This window comes from Streptomyces sp. NBC_01460, assembly GCF_036227405.1.
Classification (GTDB): domain Bacteria; phylum Actinomycetota; class Actinomycetes; order Streptomycetales; family Streptomycetaceae; genus Streptomyces.
Genome location: NZ_CP109473.1, coordinates 3,500,054 through 3,524,759, shown reverse-complemented (window position 1 = coordinate 3,524,759; position 24,706 = coordinate 3,500,054). Strand labels below are relative to the sequence as shown.

The 24,706-nt window shown below is 72.0% G+C and carries 21 protein-coding genes; 10 read left to right on the top strand and 11 right to left on the bottom strand.

The genetic code is table 11. The features are described 5' to 3' along the window. The first annotated feature begins 10 nt into the window (after positions 1 to 10). The gene (locus OG488_RS15530) at positions 11 to 1,330 is read left to right on the top strand and encodes a sensor histidine kinase (RefSeq protein ID WP_329229721.1); all 1,320 of its coding nucleotides are present in this window, start codon (positions 11 to 13) and stop codon (positions 1,328 to 1,330) included. 64 nt (positions 1,331 to 1,394) lie between these two features. Here the strand turns inward: OG488_RS15530 and OG488_RS15525 are convergent, their stop codons facing one another. After that, positions 1,395 to 1,913: an SUKH-3 domain-containing protein gene (locus OG488_RS15525; protein WP_329229720.1), complete on the bottom strand. Its 519-nt coding sequence runs from the start codon at positions 1,911 to 1,913 to the stop codon at positions 1,395 to 1,397. A gap of 10 nt (positions 1,914 to 1,923) precedes the next feature. Beyond that, the gene (locus OG488_RS15520; protein ID WP_329229719.1) at positions 1,924 to 2,445 is read right to left on the bottom strand and encodes a YwqJ-related putative deaminase; all 522 of its coding nucleotides are present in this window, start codon (positions 2,443 to 2,445) and stop codon (positions 1,924 to 1,926) included. A 238-nt stretch (positions 2,446 to 2,683) separates the two neighbouring features. On the opposite strand from OG488_RS15520, the gene OG488_RS15515 reads away from it, so the two are divergent. From OG488_RS15515 to OG488_RS15505, 3 genes are all read left to right on the top strand, one after another. Then, complete coding sequence (locus tag OG488_RS15515; RefSeq protein ID WP_329238687.1) at positions 2,684 to 3,661, top strand: SMI1/KNR4 family protein; 978 nt, start codon at positions 2,684 to 2,686, stop codon at positions 3,659 to 3,661. Positions 3,662 to 3,666: 5 nt separating this feature from the next. Continuing rightward, the gene (locus OG488_RS15510; RefSeq protein ID WP_443074280.1) at positions 3,667 to 6,150 is read left to right on the top strand and encodes an SUKH-4 family immunity protein; all 2,484 of its coding nucleotides are present in this window, start codon (positions 3,667 to 3,669) and stop codon (positions 6,148 to 6,150) included. Positions 6,151 to 6,356: 206 nt separating this feature from the next. Beyond that, positions 6,357 to 7,253 carry a cellulose-binding protein gene (locus OG488_RS15505; protein ID WP_329229715.1) on the top strand — a complete coding sequence of 299 codons (897 nt, stop codon included), beginning with the start codon at positions 6,357 to 6,359 and terminating at the stop codon, positions 7,251 to 7,253. Positions 7,254 to 7,334: 81 nt separating this feature from the next. Here the strand turns inward: OG488_RS15505 and OG488_RS15500 are convergent, their stop codons facing one another. The 6 genes from OG488_RS15500 to OG488_RS15475 form a co-directional block, all read right to left on the bottom strand. After that, positions 7,335 to 7,679 (bottom strand): STAS domain-containing protein, encoded by a 345-nt coding sequence (locus tag OG488_RS15500; protein WP_329229713.1) that lies wholly within the window; start codon positions 7,677 to 7,679, stop codon positions 7,335 to 7,337. Then, the gene (locus OG488_RS15495) at positions 7,676 to 8,980 is read right to left on the bottom strand and encodes a PP2C family protein-serine/threonine phosphatase (RefSeq protein ID WP_329238685.1); all 1,305 of its coding nucleotides are present in this window, start codon (positions 8,978 to 8,980) and stop codon (positions 7,676 to 7,678) included. Before OG488_RS15495 ends, OG488_RS15500 begins: the two co-directional genes overlap by 4 nt. Continuing rightward, on the bottom strand, positions 8,980 to 9,783 hold the full coding sequence (locus tag OG488_RS15490; protein ID WP_329229711.1) for an alpha/beta fold hydrolase: 804 nt from the start codon (positions 9,781 to 9,783) through the stop codon (positions 8,980 to 8,982). The genes OG488_RS15495 and OG488_RS15490 overlap by 1 nt, the downstream gene beginning before the upstream one ends. A gap of 41 nt (positions 9,784 to 9,824) precedes the next feature. After that, positions 9,825 to 11,402, bottom strand: coding sequence for a sodium/solute symporter (locus tag OG488_RS15485; protein ID WP_329238682.1), 1,578 nt, complete (start codon positions 11,400 to 11,402; stop codon positions 9,825 to 9,827). A 26-nt stretch (positions 11,403 to 11,428) separates the two neighbouring features. After that, the gene (locus OG488_RS15480; protein ID WP_329229709.1) at positions 11,429 to 11,935 is read right to left on the bottom strand and encodes a DUF485 domain-containing protein; all 507 of its coding nucleotides are present in this window, start codon (positions 11,933 to 11,935) and stop codon (positions 11,429 to 11,431) included. A gap of 166 nt (positions 11,936 to 12,101) precedes the next feature. Further along, positions 12,102 to 13,697 (bottom strand): MFS transporter, encoded by a 1,596-nt coding sequence (locus OG488_RS15475; protein WP_405694134.1) that lies wholly within the window; start codon positions 13,695 to 13,697, stop codon positions 12,102 to 12,104. Positions 13,698 to 14,059: 362 nt separating this feature from the next. Between OG488_RS15475 and OG488_RS15470 the strand changes: the two genes are divergently transcribed. Both OG488_RS15470 and OG488_RS15465 read left to right on the top strand, forming a co-directional pair. Further along, entirely contained in the window at positions 14,060 to 14,848 is a 789-nt protein-coding gene (locus OG488_RS15470; RefSeq protein WP_329229707.1) for an ABC transporter ATP-binding protein, read from the top strand. Next, positions 14,845 to 17,427, top strand: coding sequence for an ABC transporter permease (locus OG488_RS15465; RefSeq protein ID WP_329229705.1), 2,583 nt, complete (start codon positions 14,845 to 14,847; stop codon positions 17,425 to 17,427). Before OG488_RS15470 ends, OG488_RS15465 begins: the two co-directional genes overlap by 4 nt. Before the next feature lie 85 nt (positions 17,428 to 17,512). On the opposite strand, the gene OG488_RS15460 is transcribed toward OG488_RS15465, so the two are convergent. Further along, positions 17,513 to 17,887 (bottom strand): type II toxin-antitoxin system VapC family toxin, encoded by a 375-nt coding sequence (locus tag OG488_RS15460; RefSeq protein ID WP_329238677.1) that lies wholly within the window; start codon positions 17,885 to 17,887, stop codon positions 17,513 to 17,515. After that, on the bottom strand, positions 17,884 to 18,129 hold the full coding sequence (locus OG488_RS15455; protein ID WP_329229703.1) for a type II toxin-antitoxin system Phd/YefM family antitoxin: 246 nt from the start codon (positions 18,127 to 18,129) through the stop codon (positions 17,884 to 17,886). Before OG488_RS15455 ends, OG488_RS15460 begins: the two co-directional genes overlap by 4 nt. Before the next feature lie 184 nt (positions 18,130 to 18,313). Here OG488_RS15455 and mfd point away from each other — a divergent pair, with 184 nt between their 5' ends. Beyond that, positions 18,314 to 21,844, top strand: coding sequence for a transcription-repair coupling factor (gene mfd / locus OG488_RS15450; protein ID WP_329229701.1), 3,531 nt, complete (start codon positions 18,314 to 18,316; stop codon positions 21,842 to 21,844). On the opposite strand, the gene OG488_RS15445 is transcribed toward mfd, so the two are convergent. Next, complete coding sequence (locus OG488_RS15445; protein WP_329229700.1) at positions 21,822 to 22,406, bottom strand: TetR/AcrR family transcriptional regulator; 585 nt, start codon at positions 22,404 to 22,406, stop codon at positions 21,822 to 21,824. The genes mfd and OG488_RS15445 overlap by 23 nt on opposite strands. Before the next feature lie 103 nt (positions 22,407 to 22,509). Between OG488_RS15445 and OG488_RS15440 the strand changes: the two genes are divergently transcribed. The 3 genes from OG488_RS15440 to OG488_RS15430 all read left to right on the top strand — a co-directional run bounded on the left by OG488_RS15440 (position 22,510) and on the right by OG488_RS15430 (position 24,703). Continuing rightward, entirely contained in the window at positions 22,510 to 23,376 is an 867-nt protein-coding gene (locus OG488_RS15440) for an SCO6745 family protein (protein WP_329229698.1), read from the top strand. Between the two features lie 212 nt (positions 23,377 to 23,588). Further along, positions 23,589 to 24,326 carry an HNH endonuclease family protein gene (locus OG488_RS15435; protein ID WP_329229696.1) on the top strand — a complete coding sequence of 246 codons (738 nt, stop codon included), beginning with the start codon at positions 23,589 to 23,591 and terminating at the stop codon, positions 24,324 to 24,326. Then, on the top strand, positions 24,323 to 24,703 hold the full coding sequence (locus OG488_RS15430; protein WP_406462836.1) for a hypothetical protein: 381 nt from the start codon (positions 24,323 to 24,325) through the stop codon (positions 24,701 to 24,703). Before OG488_RS15435 ends, OG488_RS15430 begins: the two co-directional genes overlap by 4 nt. The last annotated feature ends 3 nt before the right edge of the window (positions 24,704 to 24,706 follow it).

Sequence of the window (24,706 nt, the reverse complement as noted above, 5' to 3'; positions counted from 1 at the left end):
GCTGGATGCCATGACCGCAACGGGGGCAGACCAGGAAGCGGCGGGGCCGACCACCCGCGGTTACTGGTGGTGGGAGCGGCGGCGCGGTGTCGCCCTGGACGTGGGGCTGGCGCTGGTCTCGGCGCTGGAGTGTGCGCTGGAGGGGGTGGAGTTCGCCGGGGACACCGGGCTGCCGGTGCCGCTGGGGGTGCTCTTCGGGCTGTTCGCGGGGTCGGTCCTGGTACTGCGGAGGCGGTGGCCGATCGCCGTGGTGCTGGTGTCGATCGCGACGACGCCGGCCGAGATGGGCTTCCTGATGGGGATCGTCGGGCTGTACACCCTGGCGGCCTCCGAGGTGCCGCGCAGGATCACGGTGGTGCTGACGGGGATGACGCTGGTCGGCACGTTCATCGTGTCGTACGTGCGGCTCCGGCAGAGTGTGGACGCCCATGCGGATTTCGGGCCGGGGGTCTGGTACGTCCCGGTGGTGTCCCTCTTCATGTCGTTGGGGCTGACGGCGCCCTCGGCGATCTTCGGCCTCTACATCGGTGCCAGGCGCCGTCTGATGGAGAGCCTGCGGGAGCGTGCGGATTCGCTGGAGCGGGAGCTGTCGCTGCTGGCGGACCGGGCGGAGGAGCGGGCCGAGTGGGCGCGTACGGAGGAGCGGACCCGGATCGCCCGGGAGATGCACGACGTGGTGGCCCACCGGGTGAGTCTGATGGTGGTGCACGCGGCGGCGTTGCAGGCGGTGGCTCCGAAGGATCCGGCGAAGGCGGTGCGTAACGCGGCGCTGGTGGGGGACATGGGCCGGCAGGCGCTGACGGAGTTGCGGGAGATGCTCGGGGTGCTGCGGAGCGGGGATGCCCTGGTGGCGCCGCGGACGGGGCGGGTGCCGCTCGCGTCGGTGGGGCGGGTGGCCGCCGTCGCCGCGGTTGTCGCCGCGGTGGAGGACGGGCCTCGGTTGTGCGAGGTGGAGGCGCTGGTGGCGCAGTCCCGTGAGGCGGGGATGACGGTGGAGCTGTCGGTGGAGGGGGAGCTGAGGTCGTATCCCCCGGAGGTGGAGCAGACGGCGTACCGGGTGGTGCAGGAGGCGTTGACGAACGTCCACAAGCATGCGGCGGGTGCGAAGACGTGGGTGCGGCTCGCGCATCGGGGGGCGGAGGTGGCGATGCAGGTGGAGAACGGTCCGATGGACGGTGTGACGGCGGACGCGGGGCTGCCGAGCGGTGGCAACGGTCTGGTGGGGATGCGGGAGCGGGTGCTGGGGCTCGGGGGTGTGTTCGTGTCGGGGCCGACGGACGCGGGGGGTTTCCGGGTGTCGGCGGTGCTGCCGGAAGGCGGGGCGGCGTAGGGCGCTCTTCCGGCCGGGGTCTCCGGGCCGGGTCCGCTCAGCCGTGTTGGTACGGCCTTGTCGCTCAGCCGGAGGTGAGGCGGGCGGGCTGTGCTCCGGTCATGAGGGTCTCGAGGGCGCGGTCGATGTCGGAGCCGAGGTACCAGTCGCCGGTGTGGTCGATGGAGTAGACGCGTCCTTCGTTGTCGATGGCGAGGACGGCCTGCCCGTCGCCTTCCTCTCCGAGGGGTGCGACCTCGGTCTCCAGGGCGCGTCCGAGGTCGCCGAGCGTGCGGGCGAGGTGGAGTCCGCTGAGGGGGTCGATGTGCACGGTGGTGGTGGCGATCTGGCGGCCGGGTGCGGACGAGGTGATGCTCAGTCCGCCGAATTCGGCCCAGGCCTCGACCGCGGCGGGGAAGACGGCGTGCTGGTGTCCGGCGGGGGAGGCGTGGGAGCGGAGGGCGTCGGCCCATTCCTCGGCCTGGCGGATGTCCCAGCGTCCGGGCTGCCAGCCGGCGTCGCGGAGGGCCGCGTCCACGGCGACGGGGAAGCGGGTGGTGGAGGTGCGGTTCTGCTGGGCGGGTACGTCGGTCCGGTCGCGCATGGTGGTGTGCTCAGCCCTTCTCGGCGGTGGTCGCCGCACCTGTGGTGAGGTCGACGGGGCGTACGCCGAAGTGGGCGAGCATCACCGTGCAGGAGCGGCAGGGGGGTGCGTAGCTGCCGTGGAGGGGGTCGCCGTCCTCGCGGATGCGGCGGGCGGTGAGGCGGGCGTGTTTGAGTGCGCGGCGGGCTTCACCGCTGGTGAGGGGTTTGCGCTGGGCCCGTTTGGAGCGGCTGTCGTCGGCGGCGGTGAGCTGCCGGGACAGGAGTATGGCTTCGGGGCAGCGTCCGGTGAAGCGTTCGCGCTGGTTGCTGGGGAGGGTGTCGAGGAAGTCCTGTACGAGTGGGTGGAGGACCGGCGGCTGGTCGCCCTTGCCGGCGGTGCAGGTGAGTGTCTCCCCGCGTACGGACAGGGCTGCGGCCACCGCGGGCAGGATGCCGTCGCGGCGGTGGTGGAGGCGGGGCGCTCGGTGGGGCTCTGTGGTGCTCCAACTGAGTCGCGGATCTCCGGATGTGACTGTTTGTGCTGTGCGCATGGTGCTGGTTTCCCTCCCTGCAATCCCCCGAGTTGCGGGGGACAGCCTGCCAAATATGCAGGGTGCTGCGGAAGCTGGGTCGGTGAAACGTGTCTGCGTGTCGCGGTTCGGTGGCCCGGTTGTCGCGTGTCCGTCACGCGGTGGTGACGTTCGGTGAGTGGGTGCGGGGGCCAGGGGGGCGTTGTTGCGTCACGGCATAGGCTGTGCGGAACACCGGACGCAGCAGGGGGCAACCGCCATGACGACAGGTCGGCTCGGGCAGCAAGCCGCGCCACCGAACGCGGCCTATGCCGGGCAGGTCGTTCATTTCCCGGATCCTGTCCGGGCGTCCCGCCACCCTAGAGGTGTGCGTGTGGACGGGAACGGCTATCCGGTTCTTTCGCCGTACGCGCGGGCGGCGGCGGAGATCGCGGATCCGCCTCCGGGGTTCGGTGTGGACGAGTTGCGGCTGACGGATTACGTGTCGGCGAACGCGGCGCTCGCGGCGAGCGGTCATGAGCTGTGGGACACGATTCCCGCGGTGGCGACCCCGCACGGCTGGACGTGGCATCACGTGGCGGGTGGCCGGCGTATGGAGCTGGTGCCGGTCGAGGTGAAGGCCCTGCTCCGTCATCACGGTGGTCTGGCGACGACGGATGTGGACCAGGACCGTCGGGGGACGCGGCCGTTGCAGGAGACGAGGCCGGCGCATTTCCGGTTGCCGAAGGGTTCTGTGGCGGTGGGCGAGCAGCAGGTCCTGGGTGTCGAGGAGGATCTGGGGTACCGGCTTCCGGGGGCGTACCGGTCGTTCCTGAAGGCGGCCGGTGGTTCGGCTCCGGTGGGTGCGGCGTTGGACGCGGAGCTGGGTCTGCTGGTGGACCAGCCGTTCTTCACGGTGCGTGAGGAAGCGGCGATGAACGACCTGGTGTATGTGAACAAGTGTCTGCGGGATCACTTCACGAAGGATTTCCTGGGTGTGGGTTTCGTCCAGGGCGGCATCCTGGCGGTGAAGGTGCGTGGTGACGCCGTGGGGTCGGTGTGGTTCTGTGCGTACGACGACGCGCGGGATCAGGACGGCTGGGGTGTGCAGGAGCGGGTGGACCGGCTCCTGCTGCCGTGCGGTGAGGATTTCGATGCTTTCCTCCAGCGGCTCGCGGGTAATCCGCCGGAGCTGGAGACGGTGGCGAACCTGATGGTGGACGGTGGCTTCGCGCGGGCCGTCCCGGTGGAGGGGTGAGCGCGGTGGTGACCTTCGCGCAGGCGCAGGAGCGGGCGGACGAGTGGGTCAACGGTGACGTGCCCGCGTATCAGCACCGTGAGGTCCGGGTCCGTGAGTTCGAGCTGGGTTTCGTGGTGTGGGCGGAGGACCGGGCGGAGGGGCCTGTCTCGGACGGTGGGCGTCAGCGGCTGGTGATCGCCCGGGACAGTGGTGAGGCCACGTTGTGGCCGGGGCTGCCGGTGGGCGAGGTGATACGGCGTTACGAGGAGGATTACGGGGCGCCGGCGGAGGTGGGGTCCGCTCCGGAGCCGCCGCAGCGCATCGATCTGAATCAGACGTCGTTCCTGCTGACTCCGCCGGAGTGGTTGCAGGAGGCGGCGGACAAGCTGGGCATTCCGGACCGGCGTGCGGAGGCGGACGCGGACGCGTCGCCTGCCGATGCTGTGCCGTCGTCCCCTTCTTCTCCTTCTTCCGCTCCGGTTCCGGGCGTGTCCTCTCCGTCCGTTCCGGCGCCGGCCGGTGCCGATTCGGGGGCCGGGTGGCCTGCTGCCGGTGGGCAGGTGGATCACGAGCCGACGGCGAACGACGGGGTGCCGGCCGGGGCGACTCCCTGGGCGGGTACGGACACGAACGCGGCCGGGGACGTGGGCGGTGTGCCGTTGCCCGCGACGGTGTTCGCGCCGCCGCTCTCGGGGTCGGACGACGACGGGACTCCGCCGCCGGTCGTTCCGGCGGAGGCTCCTACGGCGTTGATGTCGGGTGGCAGTCAGCTGCCGCGGACGGCGGTCGTTCCTGGTCTGGATCCGCAGGCGCCGCCTCCGGGGACCGCCGCTCCGGCTCCTGGGGCTCCGGTTCCCCCTGGTCGGGTGGCGCCCGGTGCGGGTGACATCGCGGATGCGGCGACGAGCAAGGCCGTCGTCCCGCCGCGGGGTGCGCGCGGGTCGGCTCCGACGACTCCGCCGCCTCCGGGTGCGCCCGGTACGCCGGGGGTGCGGCCGGGCACTGCTCCGCCGCCGTCGGGGCCGGGTGCGCCGGGTGCGCCGGCGGGGGGCTACGTGCCGACGCAGATGGTCTCCCAGCTGGGTCCTCCGGGGGCTCCGGCTCCCGGGGCGACGCCGCCTCCGGGTGCGCCGCAGCCGCCTGCTCCTCCAGGGCCTCCCGGTCCTCCCGGCCCGCCGCCGGGTGCGACGCCGCCTCCGGGTGGCGGGGTGCATCACGCCGCGACGATGTTCGCCGACGCGAGCATCGGTGGACCGAACGCGCCGCGTCCCCCGGGTCCTCCTGGTCCGCCCGGTGCGCCGGGTGCGGTGCCGCCGCCTCCGCCCGGTGCCACGCCGCCGGGTCCTCCCGGTCCCCCCGGGCCTCCGGGTGGCGGGGTGCACCATGCCGCGACGATGCTGGCGGGTCCGGGCCAGGCCGGTCCGGGTGCGCCGCAGCCGCCCGGCCCTCCGGGTCCGCCCGGTGCTCCCGGGATGCAGGGTCCGCCCACCCCGCCGCCTCCGGGGGCGTACGGATATCCGCAGCAGCCGACGGGGCAGCCGACGGTCGGTCCGGGCTATCAGGCCGTGCTGCGCTTCCGTGCGGCCGACGGCAGTGAGCAGCAGCTGATCCGGCGTTCGGCGCCGGGTACGCCGCATCCTGAGTGGCAGATGCTGCACGAGCTGCGTGCGATGGGTGTGCCTCCGCAGCAGGTCATCGAGTTGCACACGGAGCTGGAGTCGTGCGAGCTGCCGGGTGGTTACTGCGCGCGGATGATCCGGGAGACCTGGCCGCAGGTCCGGATCACGAGTGTGGCGCCGTACGGCACGGATCACGCGAGCCGGCAGCAGGGGATGCAGCATCTGCTGACGCATCAGGGTGAGCTGCACCAGGTGGCCGACGGTCCGGCGCGGCCCGCTCCGGTGCGGGCGCCGTTGCCGCAGATGCCGCCTGCCGTGGCGGTGCCTCCGGAGGCGCTGGCGGAGGAGTTGCACGGGGCGTTCGGTCCGGGTGTGCTGCGCTTCGACCAGCGGGCGGTGTCCCGTCAGGGTGTGCCCGAGGTGGTGGCGCGGACGCTGGTGTGGGCGGGGCTGCCCGCTGATTTCGGGCCGTTCTTCTGGGCGCAGCCGGGGCATCCCGTGGTGCCGACGCTGGCGGAGCTGGCGGCGCAGCGTCAGGTGCAGCCGGCGTCGGACGCGGGTTCGTATCTGGTGATGGGTTCGGACTTCGGCCGGGCGATCTGTGTGCAGTACGGCACGGCGAACATCGTGGCCGTGCCGGTGGAGGCGGGTCCGGGTGGCCGGCCGGTGCCGCCGCAGTTCGTGAACACGGGGCTGCCGGAGTTCGTGCGGTCGATGGCGTTGCTGGGCCGGATGTGGCGGCTGCGGTACGGGCTGAATCCGGAGCAGGCGGGCCGTTGGACGGTCGATTTCCAGGCGCAGCTGGTGGCGGTGGATCCGGCGGCGCTGGCGTCGCCGGAGGGCTGGTGGTCGGTCCTGCTGGAGCAGATGTGGGACGGGCTGCTGTGATCCGTTCCGGTCGGTTCTGATCGGTCGTGTGGTGTGAGGCGCTCGTCCCCTGGTGGGGGCGGGCGCCTTTTGTGTGGGGTTCTGTGACGCGGGTCGCTTCCGTCCTGAATGCAGCTGATCGATTCCGACTTCCGGGCCAATTACCGCATCCTTGACGTATTGCTGAACGGTCGGGGCGTCGGAGAGCGGGAAAGAGGGCTTCAGGGATGAGTGGTGGACCGGTGTCCGCGCACGGTTTCGTCGGTGTTCGGGGGCGTGGTTACCGTCCTGAACAGGTGGACCGCATGGTGGCCTCGCTGTCCGCGGAGCGGGACGGCGCCCTGGACCGGCTGTCGCGGCTGACGGCGCTGGCGGAGGAGCTGGCGGCGGAGTCGGCGCGGCTGGGTGAGGTGGTGGCCTCGCTCGCGCCGCAGACGTATCAGTCGCTGGGGGAGCGGGCGCGGCAGATCCTGGCGTTGGCCGAGGCCGAGGCGGAGGCGGCCGGGGTCGCGGCGCAGGAGGAGGCGCAGGCGCTGCGGGACGCGGCGGACGTGGCGGGCCGGGAGGCGCGTGAGGCGGCCCGTGAGGCGGCGGGCGCGGTGCGTGCCGCGGCGGACGCCCGTGCGGAGGAGGTGCTGGCCGCGGCGGGGGAGGCCGCCGGGGTGCTGGTGGAGGAGGCGCGCCGGGAGGCGGGTGAGGTGCGGGGGGCCGCGGAGTCGGAGATGGCGGAGACGCGTCGCCGTACGGCGGGTGTGCTGTCGCACCAGGACCAGGAGCACGGCGAGCGGGGCAAGGCGGCGGATGCGGAGATCGCCGGGGCCGAGGCCGCCGCGTCGGAGCGCGAGTCGGAGCTGACGGCCCGTGGGGAGGCGTTGCTGGCTGCGGCCCGGCGGGAGCTGGCGGAGGCGGAGGAGGCGGCCCGGCACGGGCAGGAGGACGCGGACGCCCGGGCCGCGGAGCTGTTGTCGGGGGCCAGGGTGGCGGAGGAGCGTGTGGTGCGGGAGACGGAGCGGGTCCTGCGGGAGCACGAGGAGGGCCGTGAGGAGGTGCAGGCCCACATGACGCACGTGCGCAATTCGCTGGCGGCGCTGACGGGGCGTGTGGCGGCCGGGCCGGCGGAGTAGCCACGCCCCGGGCTCCGGGTGTGCCCCACCCGGGTTCCGGGTGTGCCACGCCCCGGGTCAGGAGTGCGCGGGCCGTGCGGGTCAGTCGGCGCCGGCCCGGTGCGTGTCCTGACGCGGGGCGACGGAGAAGACCTGGTCGAGCCCGGTGACGCGCAGGATGCGGAGCACGGAACCGGGGACGGAGACCAGCGCGATGTCGGCGCGGGCGGCGAGGGCGTGGTTGCGGGCGACGATGAAGGCGGTGATGCCGCTCGAGTCGCAGAAGTCGAGGCCTTCGAGGTCGAGTACGAGGCGCTGGCCCGGTGCGAGGGCGAGGCCTGTGACCACGTGGCGGAGTTCGTCGGCTGTACCGAAGTCGAGTTCTCCCGTGACGGTGAGCACGGGGCCGGTCTCGGTGGCGCGGACGGTTGTCGTGAGTGGTCTCATGTCAGGGTGTCGCTCACAGGGTCGGGCCGGTCGGCGGGTATGCCGAGGGCGAGGAGGGCGGTGTCGTCGTCGAGGCCGTCGCCGAAGCTGTTGAGCAGGCCGGTCAGCGCCGTGATGACCTGCTGCGCTCCGGTGTGGGGGAGGTCTGCCGCGAAGTCGCGCAGTGCCTCGTCCCCGAACAGTTCGCGCTTCTCGCCGATCCGGGCCTCGGTGAGTCCGTCCGTGTAGAGCAGGAGGGTGTCGCCCGCCGCCAGCGTGGTCCGGGCGGAGGCGAATCGGGCGGTGGGCAGGATGCCGACGAGGAGACCTCCGGGGGTGGGGAGGTAGTCGGCCCGGCCGTCCCGGCGCAGGACGAGGGCAGGGGGGTGGCCGCCCGAGGCGAGCTCGACCGTGACGGTGTCGCCGTCGGGTTCGAGGATGCCGAAGATCGCGGTGCAGTAGCGCGGATCGCCGGTGGCGTACCGCTCGTGGAGCACGGTGTTGAGGGTGGTGAGCGCCGCCACGGGGTCCGGGTCGTGGAGGGCGGCGGCCCGCAGGGTGTAGCGGGTCAGTGAGGTCACGGCGGCGGCCTGCGGGCCTTTGCCGCAGACGTCGCCGAGGAAGAAGGCCCAGCGTTCGCCGTCCAGGGGGAAGAGGTCGTAGAAGTCTCCGCCGAGACGGTCCGGTGACGCCGTGTGGTAGGAGGAGGCGGCTTCCATGCCGGGCACCGGGGGAAGGGCCACCGGGAGGAGGCTGCTCTGCAGCACCGCGAGGGCTTCCTGCAGTCGTTCGCGGTCCTCCTCCGCCTGCCTGCGGTCCTCCTCGGCCTGCCTGCGGGCTTCTTCGGCGACCTGGCGTTCGCGGAGCAGTTCGCGTTCGTAGGAGCGCCGGTCGCTGGCGTCGGACACCGTCGTACGGATCAGGAGGGGCCGGCCGTCGCTGTCGGTCTTCGTCAGGGAGCTGATGAGCACGGGGAGCCGGCTGCCGTCGGCGTTCCTGAGGTCGAGGGTGACGCCGCTGACGCTGCCCTGCATGCTCAGGAGGGGCGCGAGGTGGGTGTCGTGGTAGATCCTGCCGCCGACGGTCAGCAGGTCGGTGAAGCGCATGCGGCCCACGACCTCGTCGCGGGAACGGCCGAGCCAGGTCAGCAGCGTGGTGTTGATCTTCGCGACGGTCCCGTCCATGAGGGTGGACAGGTAGCCGCAGGGAGCGGAGTCGTAGAGCTCCTCGGCGCTGTCCTCCAGCAGGGCGGTGAACGCCGCGTCGGTGGAGGTGGTGTCCTCGCCGTCCGGCCGGTCGGGGTCCGTCCCGGTGCGGCACATCACGACTGGTCGCCCAGGAAGTCGGTGATGGCGGCCACCGTCGCCTCGGGGGCGCTCAGCTGGGGGCAGTGGCCGGTCGCGTCCAGGGTGACGAGGCGGCTGCCCGGGATGGCGGCGTGGACGTAGGCGCCCACTTCCCGGGGGGCTATGACGTCCTGCGAACACTCCAGGACGAGCGTGGGGACGCTCACCTTCCTCAGGTCGTCGCGGCTGTCGCTCAGGAAGGTGGTGCGGGCGAAGACGCGGGCGATCGCCGGGTCGGTGGCGCAGAAGCTGTTGGTCAGCTCTTCACCGAGTTCGGGGCGGTCGGGGTTGCCCATGATGACCGGCGCCATGGCCGCCGACCAGCCGAGGTAGTTGGACTCCAGGGATTCCAGGAGCTCGTCGATGTCCTCGGCGCTGAATCCGCCCTGGTATCCGGGGCCGTCGACGTAGCACGGGGAGGGGCCGATCATGGTCAGTGAGGCGAAGAGGCCGGGTGCCGTCGCCGCCGCGAGCACGCCGGCCATGGAGCTGACCGAGTGCCCGACGAAGTGGACGTCGCGCAGGTCGAGCGCTTCGCAGATCTCCACCACGTCGCGGGCGTAGCCGTCCAGTGAGCCGTAGCGGGCCTCGCTCCATGCCGAGAGGTCCGAGCGGCCCGATCCGACGTAGTCGAACATCACGACGCGGAAGCTCTCGGCCAGGGCGGGTGCCACGAGCCGCCACATGTTCTGGTCACAGCCGAACCCGTGCGCCAGGAGGAGGACGGGTGCGTCCTCGGGTCCTGTCACGGTGATGTTGTTCCTGCTGACTATGTCCATGCGCGCATCCTCGCACCTCGGTGAGGGCCGGCCCCGCCGCGTCACTGCCGTCCGGCGGGCGGGGCTCCGGCGAGGATCCAGGGTTCGGCGGCCTCGTACCGGCGGCGTTGTCCGGTGGTGTCGGTGTCCCGGCCGTACACGGTGCCGAGCCAGCCGGCCAGGAAGCCGAAGGGGATGGAGACGAGGCCGGTCGTGGTGAGCGGGAACCAGTTGACGTCGTGGTGGGGGAAGACGGATCCGGGGGATCCGGACACGAGGTCGGTGCCGGTGATGAGGACGAGCACGCAGACGGTGCCGCCGATGAGGGTGCAGAGCAGGCCGGTGCGGGTGAAGCGGCGCCAGAACATGCTGTAGACGAGTGCCGGTGCGATGGCGGACGCCCCGATGCAGAAGGACAGGGTCACCAGGGCCTGGACGTTCCAGTGGCGGGCGAGGACGGCGAGGGTGACGGCGAGCGCTCCGACGCCGACGGCCGCGCCCTGGGCGGTGGCCATCTCGGCGCGGTTCCGCATCGGTGTGCCGGTCCGCAGGCCGTGGGCGAACAGGTCGTGGGCGAGGGAGTTGGCGCAGGCCAGGATCATTCCGGCGACGGAGGCGAGCAGGGTCAGGAAGATCGCGCTGGTCATGGTGGTGACGACGAGCGTCCCGATCCCGCCCCCGCCGGCGACGGCGCCGGTGACCTGGAGGATCGCGCTGTTGCCCTGGGCTCCGGCGGCGGTGATGCGGGCGTGTCCGACGAGGGCGGCGGCTCCGAAGCCGATGACGGCGAGGAGGAGGCAGAGGCCGACGACGACGGAGACGGCCCACGACAGGGAGCGGCGGACGGCCCGGGCGTCGCGGACACCGGTCATCCGCATGGTGATGTGGGGCAGGCAGGCGGCGCCGAGGACGACGGTCAGTTCGGAGCTGATCATGTCGAGGTCGCTGCCCCCGAACTGGAGACCGGAGTGCAGGTAGGCGGTGCCCGCCCCGCTGCCGCTCGCGGCGGCGTGGAGGAGGGCGCCGGTGTCCCAGTCGAAGCGGTCGAGGACGAGTACGGAGACGAGGAGTCCCGCGCCGAGGAGGACGACGGTCTTGATGATCTGGATCAGGGCGGTGCCCTTCATCCCGCCGATGGCCGCGTAGCCGATCATGACGACGCCGAGGGCGATGATGGATCCGGTGCGGAATCCGGAGCTGTCGAAGCCGAGGATGAAGGCGAGCAGGTCGCCGCTGCCGGCGAGCTGGACGACCATCAGCGGCAGCAGCGCGGCGAGGGTGACGGCGCAGGAGGCGATGCGCGCGGCCCGGCCGGGGGCGCGGCGGGTGAGCATGTCGCCCATGGTGAACCGGCCCGCGTTGCGCAGGGGTTCGGCGAGCAGGAACATCAGCAGGACCAGGGACAGGGCCGTGCTGAGGGCGAGTACGAGGCCGTCGTGCCCGGTGAGGGCGATGACTCCGGTGGTGCCGAGGACGGTGGCGGCGGAGAGGTAGTCGCCGGCGACGGCGAGGCCGTTGCGCAGGGGTGAGAGCGAGCGGTAGCCGGTGTAGAAGGCGTCGAGGTCGTCGCGGTCGGGTCCGGTCATGACGCAGAGCAGCAGGGTGACGGTGGCGACGGCGATGAACGCGGTGAGGGACATCGTCTGGGCGGACTCGTCGAATCCGTTCACCGGCCCGCTCCCGTCCCGTGGTGCCCGCCGGGTGTGCGGGCGGTGTCGTCGCGGGGGGTGCCGGCCCTGTCGCGGAGTCCGGCGCTGAGCGGGTCGACGGTGCGGTGGGCGGTCCACTCGTAGACGGCGACCGCGGCGAGTGTGACGGGGAGCTGGCACAGGCCGAGGAGGAGGCCGGTGGTGAGTCCGCCGTCGCCGACGGGGCGGGTCATCAGGGCGGGGGCGTAGCCGGACAGCAGGAGGAACAGGGTGAAGTAGCCGAGTGCGGTGAGGGTCGAGACGCGGCGCAGCCGGCGGTAGGCGGTGCGCAGCCGTCGCAGGTCGCTGTGGTGTCCGGGAGCGGGGGCGGAGCCTGCCGCGGGTGCCGGTGGGCGGGGTGGCGGCGGGGGCGGGGAGCTCTGCCAGGGCATGAGGTAGTCGCCGGGGTACGGGGGTGGTGCGGGGCGGTGGGGGTGCGGTGACCGCCCGGGTGGGGGAGGGGGTGGCTGTGGGGGGTGCGGCATGGCGGTGCTCCTTGCATGGCTCGGGTCCGGGGACGGACTGCAAGGCGGGTGCGCGGGTGCGCGTCGGGAGCAGCGCGGGGGCGCTGTCGGGAGCGCGTACGTTACTCGCGGGTATCGCGGAGGGGGAGGGTTACGGGTGAACTACCGCTGGTAACGCATCAGTTGTCTAGTCCCTCGGCGTACGGGAAGCGCTCTCGTGCTCGTCCAGGACCGGGAAGCGGCGCGGCGCCAGGGCGACGAGCACCAGCAGGGCGAGAGCGGCGGCGGCCGCGGCGCCGGTGAACACGTGGTCGACGGCCGTGTCGACGGCCCGCCGCAGCTGGTCCGTCGCTGCCGCGGAGAGGGCGGCCGGGTCCTCCAGGGCGTGCGAGACCGCGTCCAGGTCGCCGGGCAGCCCCGGGACGGGGGAGGCGGCGAGCCGGGACGTCAGCACACCGTTGGCGACGGCGCCGAAGACCGCGGCGCCCAGGCTCTGGCCCACCTGGCGGCAGAAGAGGACGGACGCCGTCGTCGTCCCCCGCTCGGCCCACCCCACCGTCGACTGGACCCCGACGATCAGCGGGAGTTGGAAGAGGCCGAGCGTCGCGCCGAGCAGCAGCATGAGCAGGGCGGGCTGCCAGGCGGCGCCGGGATAGGGCAGCAGCGGGAAGCAGAGCAGGACCAGCAGGGAGCCGGACATGCCGATGATCGCGGTGCGGCGGAAGCCGATGCGGTTGTAGACCCGGTCGGAGAGCGCGGCGGAGACGGGCCAGCTCAGGGTCATCACCGACAGGACGAACCCGGCGGCGATCGGGCCCAGTCCGAGGACGGACTGGGCGTACGTCGGCAGGAAGACCGTCGGCGCGACCATGAGCAGGCCCATGGCACCGAGGGCGAGATTGACCGACGCGATCGTGCGGCGCCTCCAGACCCAGCCCGGGATGACGGGCTCCGCGGCCCGCCGCTCGATGAGGACCGTGAGTCCGGCCAGTGCCGCGCTCGCCCCGAACAGCCCGAGCGAGGGGGCGGAGAGCCAGGGCCAGGCGACGCCGCCCTGGACGAGCGCCGTCAGCAGGAGCGCGCCCGTGGCGAACACCGCGAGGGCGCCCGCCCAGTCGACGCGGGGGCGGGCCGAGGGGCGCGGGCGGGCGGGTTCGTGGAGGTGGCGGACCACCAGCCAGAGGGCGACGGCACCGACGGGCAGGTTGATCAGGAAGATCCAGCGCCAGTCGGCGTACGCGGCGAGCAGCCCGCCGACCGCGGGGCCCGCCACCGCCGAAGTCGCCCAGACCGTGGACAGCTTGGCCTGGATCTTCGGGCGTTCCTTCAGCGGGTACAGGTCCGCGGCGATGGTCTGCACCGTGCCCTGGAGGGCGCCGCCGCCGAGGCCCTGGACGACGCGGAAGGCGATGAGGGCGGCCATGTTCCAGGCGGCGGCGCACAGGACGGAGCCCGCCAGGAAGAGGATGATGCCGGCGATCAGGACGGGCTTGCGGCCGAAGGTGTCGGAGAGCTTCCCGTACACCGGCAGGGTGACGGTGACGGCGAGCAGATAGCCGGAGAAGAGCCAGGAGAAGACGGCGAATCCACCGAGGTCGCCGACGATCTGGGGGACGGCGGTCGCGACGATCGTGCCGTCGATCGCGGCGAGGCCCATGCCGAGCATGAGGGCCGCGGCGACCGGGCGGCGGTCGCGAGCGCTGTCCTGTGCCGTGTCCCGGGAGGCCTCCCCGAGCACCGCTTCCGGGCTGTCCGTGCCGCCGGTGCCGTCCGTGCCGCCCACAGGGGGTCCCTTCCCTATGCATCTATTTACCCGGGTGACACTGTCTCACCGTCCCCGGCCCGGCGGGAGTCGCAGGCCGAGGGATGAGACCCCTACTCAGGTCCTGCTCCGCCGGCGCGAACCCCTAGGGGGAGCTCCGTAGCAGGGACCGGGGAGCGTTCCTCCCGGCGGAGGACGAGGCGGCGGTGCCCCCTTCCTTACCGTGGTCCTACACCGGGGGATGCGGTCGGCAGCAGGGGGCGGGGTGGGGAAAACCCCCCGTGAAGACTGCGCCGGGCACCACTGCGCTCGACCCCCTTCGCCACCGAGACTCGGAACGTACACAGGGACGTCCGTGCATCGACCGACATAGGAGAAAAACCGTGACAACGGCTGTAACCATTCCCAGGCACGGGGACACTGGAGGGCGTACGGCCGTCGCTGCGCGGGCGCGGCAGGTCGTCAAGGCGTACGGGGCGGGCGAGACCCGGGTCGTGGCGCTCGACCACGTCGACGTGGACATCGTCCGCGGACAGTTCACGGCGATCATGGGGCCGTCCGGATCCGGCAAGTCGACCCTGATGCACTGCCTCGCGGGTCTGGACACGGTGACCTCGGGCACGATCCACCTCGCCGACACCGAGATCACCGGTCTCAAGGACAAGAAGCTGACGCAGCTGCGCCGGGACCGGATCGGTTTCATCTTCCAGGCGTTCAACCTGCTCCCGACGCTCAACGCGCTCGAGAACATCACGCTGCCGATGGACATCGCCGGCCGCAGGGCCGACGCGGACTGGCTGCGGCAGGTCGTGGAGACCGTCGGCCTCGCCGAGCGGCTGAAGCACCGGCCCACACAGCTCTCCGGGGGCCAGCAGCAGCGCGTCGCGGTGGCCCGGGCGCTCGCCGCCCGCCCCGAGATCATCTTCGGTGACGAGCCCACCGGGAACCTGGACTCGCGGGCCGGTGCCGAGGTGCTGTCCTTCCTGCGCAGGTCCGTCGACGAGCTCGGCCAGACCATCGTCATGGTCACCCACGACCCCGTGGCCGCCTCGTACGCGGACCGGGTCCTCTACCTCGCCGACGGATCCATCGTCGACGAGATGAAGAACCCGACGGCCGAGCAGGTCCTGGACCGGATGAAGGACTTCGACGCACGCGGGCGGACCTCATGACCGTCTGGAAGACCTCGATGCGCAACTTCCTCGCGCACAAGGGGCGGATGGCGCTCTCCGCCGTCGCCGTCCTGCTGTCGGTGGCGTTCGTCTGCGGCACGCTCGTGTTCACCGACACCATGAACACCACCTTCGACAAGCTCTTCGCGGCGACGTCCGCCGACGTCACGGTCAGCCCGAAGAAGGCGGCCGGCGCCGACGACCTCCCGGAGAACGGCAAGCCCGAGGCGCTCCCCGCGTCCGTCGTGACCGAGGTCGCGGGCGCCGACGGGGTGAAGAAGGCCGAGGGCGCGGTCACCAGCATGTCCGTCACCCTCGTCGACAGTCGTGACAAGAACCTCGGGTCGGACACCGGAGCCCCGACCATCGCGGGCAACTGGACCACCAACGACCTGCGTTCCATGGAGATCACCTCCGGCCACGCCCCGCGCGGCCCGACCGAGGCGATGATCGACGCCGACACCGCGGAGAAGCACCATCTGAAGCTCGGTGACGAGGTGCGCACCATCGCCGTCACCGGTGACATCGAGGCGCGGATCAGCGGGATCGCGTCGTTCACCGTGACCAACCCCGGCGCGGCCGTCGTCTACCTCGACACCGCCACCGCGCAGCAGAAGCTGCTGGGCGCCCCCGGTGTCTTCACCCACATCTCGGTCACCGCCGAACCCGGCATCGGCGACACCGAGTTGAAGAGGAACGTCGCCGCCGCCCTGGGCGGCACCGCCGCGTACAAACTGCAGACCCAGGAGGAGGCCGCAGCCGCCGGCAAGGACTCCATGGGCTCCTTCCTGGACGTCATGAAGTACGCGATGCTCGGGTTCGCCGGGATCGCGTTCCTCGTCGGCATCTTCCTGATCGTCAACACCTTCTCGATGCTGGTCGCCCAGCGCACCCGCGAGATCGGCCTCATGCGGGCCATCGGTTCCAGCCGCAAGCAGGTCAACCGGTCGGTGCTGGTCGAGGCGGTGCTCCTGGGCATCGTCGGATCGGTCCTGGGGGTCGGCGCCGGCATCGGTCTCGCCGTCGGGCTGATGAAGCTCATGGGCGCCGTGGGCATGGAGCTGTCCACCAAGGACCTCACCGTCGCCTGGACCACGCCGGTGATCGGACTGGTGCTCGGCATCGTCGTCACCGTCCTCGCCGCCTACGTCCCGGCCCGCCGCGCCGGCAAGGTCTCCCCGATGGCCGCCCTGCGCGACGCGGGGACCCCGGCGGACGCCAGGTCCGGGTGGATCAGGGCCGGTCTGGGCCTGGTCCTCACCGGGGCCGGCGTCGCGGGCCTGTGGGCGACGACCCGCGTGGACGAGGCGAGCGAGGGTTCGCTCTACCTCGGCCTGGGCGTGGTCCTCACCCTCATCGGTTTCATCGTGATCGGCCCGCTGCTGGCCGGTGCGGTCGTGCGGGTGCTCGGCATCGTCGTCCTGCGGCTGTTCGGCCCGGTCGGGCGGCTGGCGGAGCGCAACGCGCTGCGCAACCCCCGGCGTACGGGAGCGACCGGCGCGGCCCTGATGATCGGCCTCGCCCTGGTGGCGTGCCTCTCGGTCGTCGGCTCCTCCATGGTCGCCTCGGCCACCGAGGAGCTCGACAGGTCGGTCGGTACGGACTTCATCGTCCAGTCGAACACCGGTCAGCTCCTCGTGCCGCAGGCAGCTGAGGCCATCAGGAAGGTGCCCGGCATCGAACGCGTCACGGACTACAAGGTCCTCGCGGCGAAGCTCACCAACCCCGACGGCTCGACCGCGGACGAGCAGGTCACCGCCGCCGACCCGACGTACCGGCAGGACCTGCGGCGCGAGACCGTCGCCGGTGACCTGGCGAAGGCGTACGGCGAGAACGCCATGTCGGTCGGATCGGACTACGCCACCCTGCACAAGATCGAGGTCGGGGACGAGCTGACCGTCGCCTTCAAGGCCGGCGACACCGCGAAGCTGAAGGTCGCCGCGATCACCTCCGACGAGACGAACGTCGACCGGGGCGCGAAGTACATCAACGTCACCACCGCCGAGCGTCACGTCACCGCCGACCGGATGCCCGGGAACATGATCATGTTCGCCTCGGCGGAGGGCGGCAAGGAGAAGGAGGCGTACGCCTCCCTCAAGAGCGCGCTCGCCGCGTACCCGCAGTACAAGGTGCAGAACCAGGCCGACTTCAAGGAGGACCTGAAGGACCAGATCGGCCAGCTGCTGAACATCGTGTACGGCCTGCTCGCCCTGGCGATCATCGTCGCGGTGCTCGGTGTGGTGAACACCCTGGCCCTGTCGGTGGTCGAACGGACCCGTGAGATCGGCCTGATGCGGGCGATCGGCCTCTCCCGCCGCCAGTTGCGGCGCATGATCCGTCTGGAGTCCGTCGTCATCGCCCTGTTCGGCGCGCTCCTCGGACTCGGCCTGGGCATGGGTTGGGGCACCTCCGCCCAGAAACTGCTGGCGCTGGAGGGACTCGAGGTCCTGGAGATCCCGTGGCCGACGATCCTCACCGTCTTCGTCGCCTCGGCCTTCGTCGGACTGTTCGCCGCCCTGGTCCCGGCCTTCCGGGCGGGCCGGATGAACGTCCTGAACGCGATCGCCACGGACGGGTGACAGTGCCCGCCGTAGGATGACTGCTCCGGCCCCGGGACGTTCCTCCAGACGTCCCGGGGCCGGATCGCGTCGTGCGACGTACCGGTCAGGCGTGCAGGACCGGTACGTCGTACTGGGGGATCCACTTGTCGCGGGTGACGATCGTCAGCCCTTCGGTCTGGGCCTGGGCGACGAGGACGCGGTCGAAGGGGTCACGGTGGAGCGGGGGGAGACGGCCGGCGCGTACGCCGTGCTCGGCGGTGATCGGGAAGGGCCTGAACTGCATGTCTCTGGCGCGCCCGGCGAGGTCCGGGGTGCCTGACAGCTTTCCGAGGCTTTGCTTGACCGCGATCTCCCACGGCGTGGCGGCGCTGACGTATACCTCGGACTCGGTGCGCAGGAGCTCCCTCGTCTCCTCGGAGAGCTCCGGCGAGGCATTGAGCCACCACAGGACGACGTGGGTGTCGAGAAGGAGCCTCAGCCACGCATCCCTAAGGCTTCCGCGATGTCGTCGGGGAGTTCGTCGAAGTCCTCAGGGATGTGAATCTGTCCCCTGAGTGTCCCGTAGTCGGTCCGGTTGACCGTGGACCGAAGGGGTACCACCTTCGCGATGGGCTCCCCGGCCCGGCTGTTCACGACTTCCTCGCCGGTCTCGACCTGTTGCAGTATGCGCGAGAAGTGGGTCTCCGCCTCGTGCACGTTGTACTGCCGGGCTGCTGCCATGAACTGCCTCACAGGGCCACAGGCGGACTGGCTGCCGGACCAAGGCTAGCCCCGCTGCCGCCGTCCGGACAACGGCGTTCCCTCGCGCGGGTGACACACCGGCGTCGTACGCTGGACACCCCGGCCCGTCCCACGTGTCGGGTCCTTCGCGTTGCTCACTCGCCACACCGGACGGAATCCCTTCATGAGCCTGCACGGTCTGCTGGATGTCGTCGTCACCGACCCGGCGCTCTCCGAAGCGGTGAAGGCCGCCTCCGACGGCCGCCGGGCCCATGTCGAGCTGGTCGGCCCGCCCGCCGCCCGCCCCTTCGCCGTGGCCGCCCTGGCCCGTGAGGCCGGGCGGACGGTGCTCGCCGTCACCGCGACGGGCAGGGAGGCCGAGGACCTGGCGGCCGCCCTGCGGACGCTGCTGCCCCCGGACACCGTGGCGGAGTTCCCGTCCTGGGAGACGCTGCCCCACGAGCGCCTCTCACCCCGTTCGGACACCGTGGGCCGCCGTCTCGCGGTGCTGCGCCGCCTCGCGCACCCCCGGCAGGACGACCCGGAGACCGGTCCGGTCAGCGTGGTCGTCGCGCCGGTCCGTTCCGTGCTCCAGCCGCAGGTCAAGGGCCTCGGCGACCTGGAGCCCGTCGCGCTGAGCAGCGGGCGGACCGCGGATCTGGGCGAGGTCGTGGACGCGCTCGCGGCAGCGGCGTACGCCCGCGTGGAGCTGGTCGAGAAGCGTGGCGAGTTCGCTGTGCGCGGCGGCATCCTGGACGTCTTCCCGCCGACCGAGGAGCACCCCCTGCGGGTGGAGTTCTGGGGCGACGACGTCGAGGAGATCCGCTACTTCAAGATCGCCGACCAGCGGTCCCTGGAGGTCGCCGAGCACGGGCTGTGGGCCCCGCCCTGCCGTGAGCTGCTGCTCACCGAGGACGTGCGGTCGAGGGCGGCGGCCCTCGCGGAGGAACACCCCGAGCTGGGGGAGCTGCTCGGGAAGATCGCGGAGGGCATCGCGGTCGAGGGCATGGAATCCCTGGCCCCGGTGCTCGTCGACGAGATGGAGCTGCTGCTCGACGTCCTGCCGAAGGGCTCGATGGCGCTGGTCTGCGACCCGGAGCGGGTACGGACCAGGGCGGCCGACCTCGTCGCGACCAGCCAGGAGTTCCTCCAGGCCTCCTGGGCGGCCACGGCGGGCGGCGGCGAGGCCCCGATCGATGTCGGCGCGGCGTCCCTGTGGGGCATCGCCGACGTCCGGGACCGGGCCCGCGAGCTGGGCATGATGTGGTGGTCGGTGGCCCCCTTCGCCGCCGACGACGAGGCAGGTGACGACACCCTGAAGCTGGGGATGCGCGCCCCCGAGACGTACCGCGGGGACACCGCCAGGGCGCTCGCCGACACCAAGGGCTGGCTGGCCGACGGCTGGCGGACGGTGTACGTCACCGAGGGCCAGGGGCCCGCCTCCCGCACGGTGGAGGTGCTCGGCGGAGAGGGCATCGCCGCCCGCCTCGACCAGGACCTGGCCGAGATCACGCCGTCGCTCGTGCACGTCTCCTGCGGCGCCATCGACAACGGCTTCGTCGACCCGGCCCTGAGGCTGGCCGTGCTGACCGAGACGGATCTGACCGGCCAGCGCACCGCCAGCAAGGACCTGGGGCGGATGCCGGCCCGGCGCCGCAAGTCCATCGACCCGCTGACCCTCCAGGCGGGGGACTACATCGTCCACGAGCAGCACGGCGTGGGCCGCTACATCGAGATGGTGCAGCGCACCGTGCAGGGCGCGACCCGCGAGTACCTCCTCGTCGAGTACGCCCCCGCCAAGCGCGGCCAGCCGGGGGACCGCCTCTACATCCCCACCGACCAGCTGGAGCAGGTCACCAAGTACGTCGGCGGTGAGGCGCCCACCCTGCACCGGCTCGGCGGCGCCGACTGGACGAAGACGAAGCAGCGGGCCAAGAAGGCGGTCAAGGAGATCGCCGCCGACCTGATCAAGCTGTACTCGGCGCGGATGGCGGCCCCCGGTCACGCCTTCGGCCCGGACACCCCGTGGCAGCGCGAGCTGGAGGACGCGTTCCCGTACGCGGAGACGCCCGACCAGCTGTCCACGATCGCCGAGGTCAAGGAGGACATGGAGAAGTCCGTCCCGATGGACCGGCTGATCTGTGGCGACGTCGGCTACGGCAAGACGGAGATCGCGGTGCGCGCGGCCTTCAAGGCCGTCCAGGACGGCAAGCAGGTCGCCGTCCTGGTGCCCACGACGCTGCTGGTCCAGCAGCACTTCGGCACGTTCACCGAGCGGTACGCCCAGTTCCCCGTCAACGTACGGGCGCTGAGCCGCTTCCAGTCGGACACCGAGTCGAAGGCGACGCTTGAGGGGCTCAAGGACGGTTCGGTCGACCTGGTCATCGGCACGCACCGGCTGTTCTCGTCGGAGACGAAGTTCAAGGACCTGGGCCTGGTCATCGTCGACGAGGAGCAGCGCTTCGGCGTCGAGCACAAGGAGCAGCTGAAGAAGCTCCGGGCCAACGTCGACGTGCTCACCATGTCGGCGACGCCCATCCCCCGTACGCTCGAAATGGCGGTGACGGGCATCCGCGAGATGTCGACGATCACGACGCCCCCGGAGGAGCGGCACCCGGTCCTGACCTTCGTCGGTCCGTACGAGGAGAAGCAGATCGGCGCGGCCGTGCGCCGTGAACTCCTGCGCGAGGGGCAGGTGTTCTACATCCACAACCGGGTGGAGTCGATCGACAGGGCGGCGGCGCGGCTGCGCGAGATCGTGCCCGAGGCGCGGATCGCCACGGCGCACGGGCAGATGGGCGAGAGCCAGCTGGAGCAGGTGGTCGTCGACTTCTGGGAGAAGAGGTTCGACGTGCTGGTCTCGACGACGATCGTCGAGTCCGGGATCGACATCTCCAACGCCAACACGCTGATCGTGGAGCGCGGCGACAACTTCGGCCTCTCCCAGCTGCACCAGCTGCGCGGCCGTGTGGGCCGCGGCCGGGACCGGGGCTACTCCTACTTCCTGTACCCGCCGGAGAAGCCGCTGACCGAGACCGCGCACGAGCGGCTGGCCACGATCGCCCAGCACACCGAGATGGGCGCGGGCATGTACGTGGCGATGAAGGACCTGGAGATCCGCGGCGCCGGGAACCTGCTGGGTGGCGAGCAGTCCGGCCACATCGCGGGCGTCGGCTTCGACCTGTACATCCGGATGGTCGGCGAGGCGGTGGCGGACTACCGGGCGGCGGTGGACGGTTCCGTCGAGGAGGAGCCGCCGCTGGAGGTCAAGATCGAGCTCCCGGTCGACGCACACGTCCCGCACGACTACGCCCCGGGTGAGCGGCTGCGCCTCCAGGCGTACCGCGCGATCGCCTCCGCGAATTCCGAGGAGGACATCAGGGCGGTGCGCGAGGAGCTCATCGACCGCTACGGCAAGCTGCCGGAGCCGGTGGAGAACCTCCTGCTGGTCGCGGGCCTGCGGATGCTGGCCCGGGCCTGCGGGGTGGGCGAGGTCGTGCTCCAGGGGCCGAACATCCGCTTCGCGCCGGTGGAGCTGCGGGAGTCGCAGGAGCTGCGCCTCAAGCGGCTGCACCCCAAGACGATCTTCAAGCCGGCCACGCGTCAGATCCTGGTGCCCCGTCCGACCGCGGGGCGGATCGGCGGGAAGCCGGTGGTGGGGCGCGAACTCCTCTCGTGGACCGGGGAGTTCCTCACGACGATCCTGGGTTCGTAGGCCCGGTGAAGAGGAGCCCGGCGAGGGTGCGGAACACCTCGCCGGGCTCCCGGCCGTCGACGGGCCCGTCCAGGTTGCCGCTGAGCAGCAGGGTGGCGAAGCCGTGGGCGAGGGACCAGGCGGCGATGCCCGCGAGCCGGGCGTCGTCGCCGCGATCGGCGTCGGGGAGGCCGCTGACGCCGGCGCGCAGGGCCTCGGTGGCGCGTGCCTTCGCGGCGCGCAGGTCCGGGTCGTCGGCGCGGTGGAGCTCGGGGCGGAACATCACCTGGAAGTGCGCTGGGTGCCCGGTCGCGAAGCGCACGTAGGCGACGCCTCGCTCCCGTAGGTCCGGTGCGTCCGCGAGGGCGTCGGCGAAGAGCGCGTAGCCCTCGGCGGCGACGGCGGTGAGCAGGCCGGTGCGGTCCTTGAAGTGGTGCGCCGGTGCGGCGTGCGAGACGCCCGCGCGGCGTGCCAGGTCACGCAGGGACAGGGCGTCGGGGCCGTCGGTCCCGATGACGTCGAGGGCGGCGGTGAGGACGGCGCGCCGCAGGTCGCCGTGGTGGTAGGTCCGTTCACTGGTCATGAGCCGTACGGTACGCGGAATCTAGTCGTTGACAAGTTCACCGTTCCGGCGCACTCTGGTTATCTAGTCACTGACAAGATGTTGTCGTACGGGAGGTCGGGACATGTCCGTCGATCCGGGATTCGCCCGCCGCGTCTGGCACCTGCTGGAGCCGCTGCACGCCGTCTTCTACTACGCGCCCGAGGTGTTCGAGGAGGCCGCCGCACTGGGCTACGCGACGGAGGAGCGCTGGCCGAGCTACTTCGCGTGGCGGGCGGCGCCGCTGGGCGCCGCCGACGCGGAGCGGGTGGCCGCCGTGTTCCACAGCTTCAGTCCGGCGACGGTCGGCCGCCACGTCCCGGCGGGGTGGGACGTGGCGGATCCGGAGAAGGTCCTCGCTGCCCGTACGCGGGCGGTCGACCGCGCCTACCGGACGCTGTTCGGCGACCTGGCCGACGGCCCGGGGCTCGCCGAGGCCGCCGCCCTGACGCGGAGGGCCGCCGAGGCGGCGGACGTCACCGGCCGCCCGCTCGCGGCGGCCAACGCCGCCCTCCCCTGGCCCGACGCCCCCCGTCTCGTGCTCTGGCAGGCCGCCACGATCCTGCGGGAGCACCGCGGGGACGGCCATGTGGCGGCGCTCGTCGAGGCGGGCCTCGACCCGGTGGAGTCGCTGGTCTCCTTCGCGGCCGTCGGCGCCGCCCGCCCCGAGGTCTTCGCGAGCCGGGGATGGAGCGCCGAGGAGTGGGAGTCGGCCCGCGCCCGGCTGGCCGCGAGGGGCCTGCTGGAGGAGGACGGGACGGCCACGGCGGCCGGACGTGCCCTGCGCGCGGAGGTGGAACGGCGTACGGACGAGAGGGCGGCGCAGCCCTGGCGGGCGCTCGGTCCCGAGGAGCGGGAGCGGCTGGTGGAACTGCTGGGACCGCTGTGGGTGGAGGCGATCGGCTCGGGACTGCTCCCGTCCGAGACGACCTTGGGGATCGGGAAGGTGTGAGCGGGCGGCGCTCCGGTCCTCCCGTGCGCGCCGGACCGGGAAGGTGTGGGCGGTCCTCCGGTCCTCCCGGACGCGCCGACCGGGAAGGCGTGGGCGGGCGGCTCTTCCGGACGCTCCGGACCGGGAAGGCGCGGGCCGGCCGGTGACGCGTGGGGAGCGGAGGGCACCTGCCCCGTGCCGTGAAGTCGGCCTGACGCCTAATCTGGTTCGCTGTGAAGCCCTCTGACGCAGCGAGCCCCCGAACCCGTTTCCTCGCCCTGGTGACCGTGGCCCTGACGGGGTCCTTGGCCCTGGCCGGGTGCGAATCCCTCGACGAACTGCCGGACCCAGCCCGCTCCGAGGCGGCGCCGGCGCCCGGCGGCAGCGCCCTCCAGGCGGCCGAAGGGCTGACCGTCAAGGGTCGGGCACCGAAGACCGGTTACGACCGCGACGCGTTCGGATCGGCCTGGGCCGACACCGATCGCAACGGCTGCGGTACGCGCGACGACATCCTGGCCGACCAGCTCGACGACGTGTCCCGGGACGCCGACGGCTGCAAGGTGCTCAGCGGTGTGCTGGACCCCGACCCGTACACCGGGACCCGCATCACGTTTCAACGCGGACGCAGCAAGGTGGACATAGACCACCTCGTCGCCCTCTCCGACGCCTGGCAGAAGGGCGCCCAGCAGTGGAGCGACGAGAAGAGGCGGGCGTTCGCCAACGACCCGCTGAACCTGGTGGCCGCCGACTCGTCCACCAACCGCCGCAAGGGGGACGGCGACACCGCGACCTGGCTGCCTCCCAACAAGGACTACCGCTGTGCCTACGTCGCGGGGCAGGTCTCGGTGAAGAAGAAGTACGGGCTGTGGGTGACGCGGGCGGAACAGGACGCCATGCAGGAGGTGCTGACCACCTGCCCGCGGCAGAAGGTCCTCGCGGGCGGCAACCCGACGGAAGCGCCGTCTCGTTGAGCCACGACGTGTCGGAAGAGGTGCTCACGCGCGGAGTGGGCGCGGCACGAAGATGGGGATGGCGGCTGACGGCCGCGGGGGTCAACGTGGCGCTCGGCGTGCCCGGGATCATTCCGCTGTGGCTGATCTGGTACGTCCTGGCGAACGGTCCGCTCGCGGAGGGCGGATGGACGCAGCGGGAGCCGACGGAGAACGACGGCATGATGCTGTGGCTGGTCATCGTCGTACCGGTGGTCGCGGTCTTCGGCATCCTCTGGTGGCTCGCCAACGACGCCGTGTCCCGCAGGGCGGCGCTGGACCCGCGCCTGTACTGGACGGCGGGCGCACTGCTGACGCTCGTGCCGACGGCGGCGCTGATCGCCAACACCTACGTGTGAGTC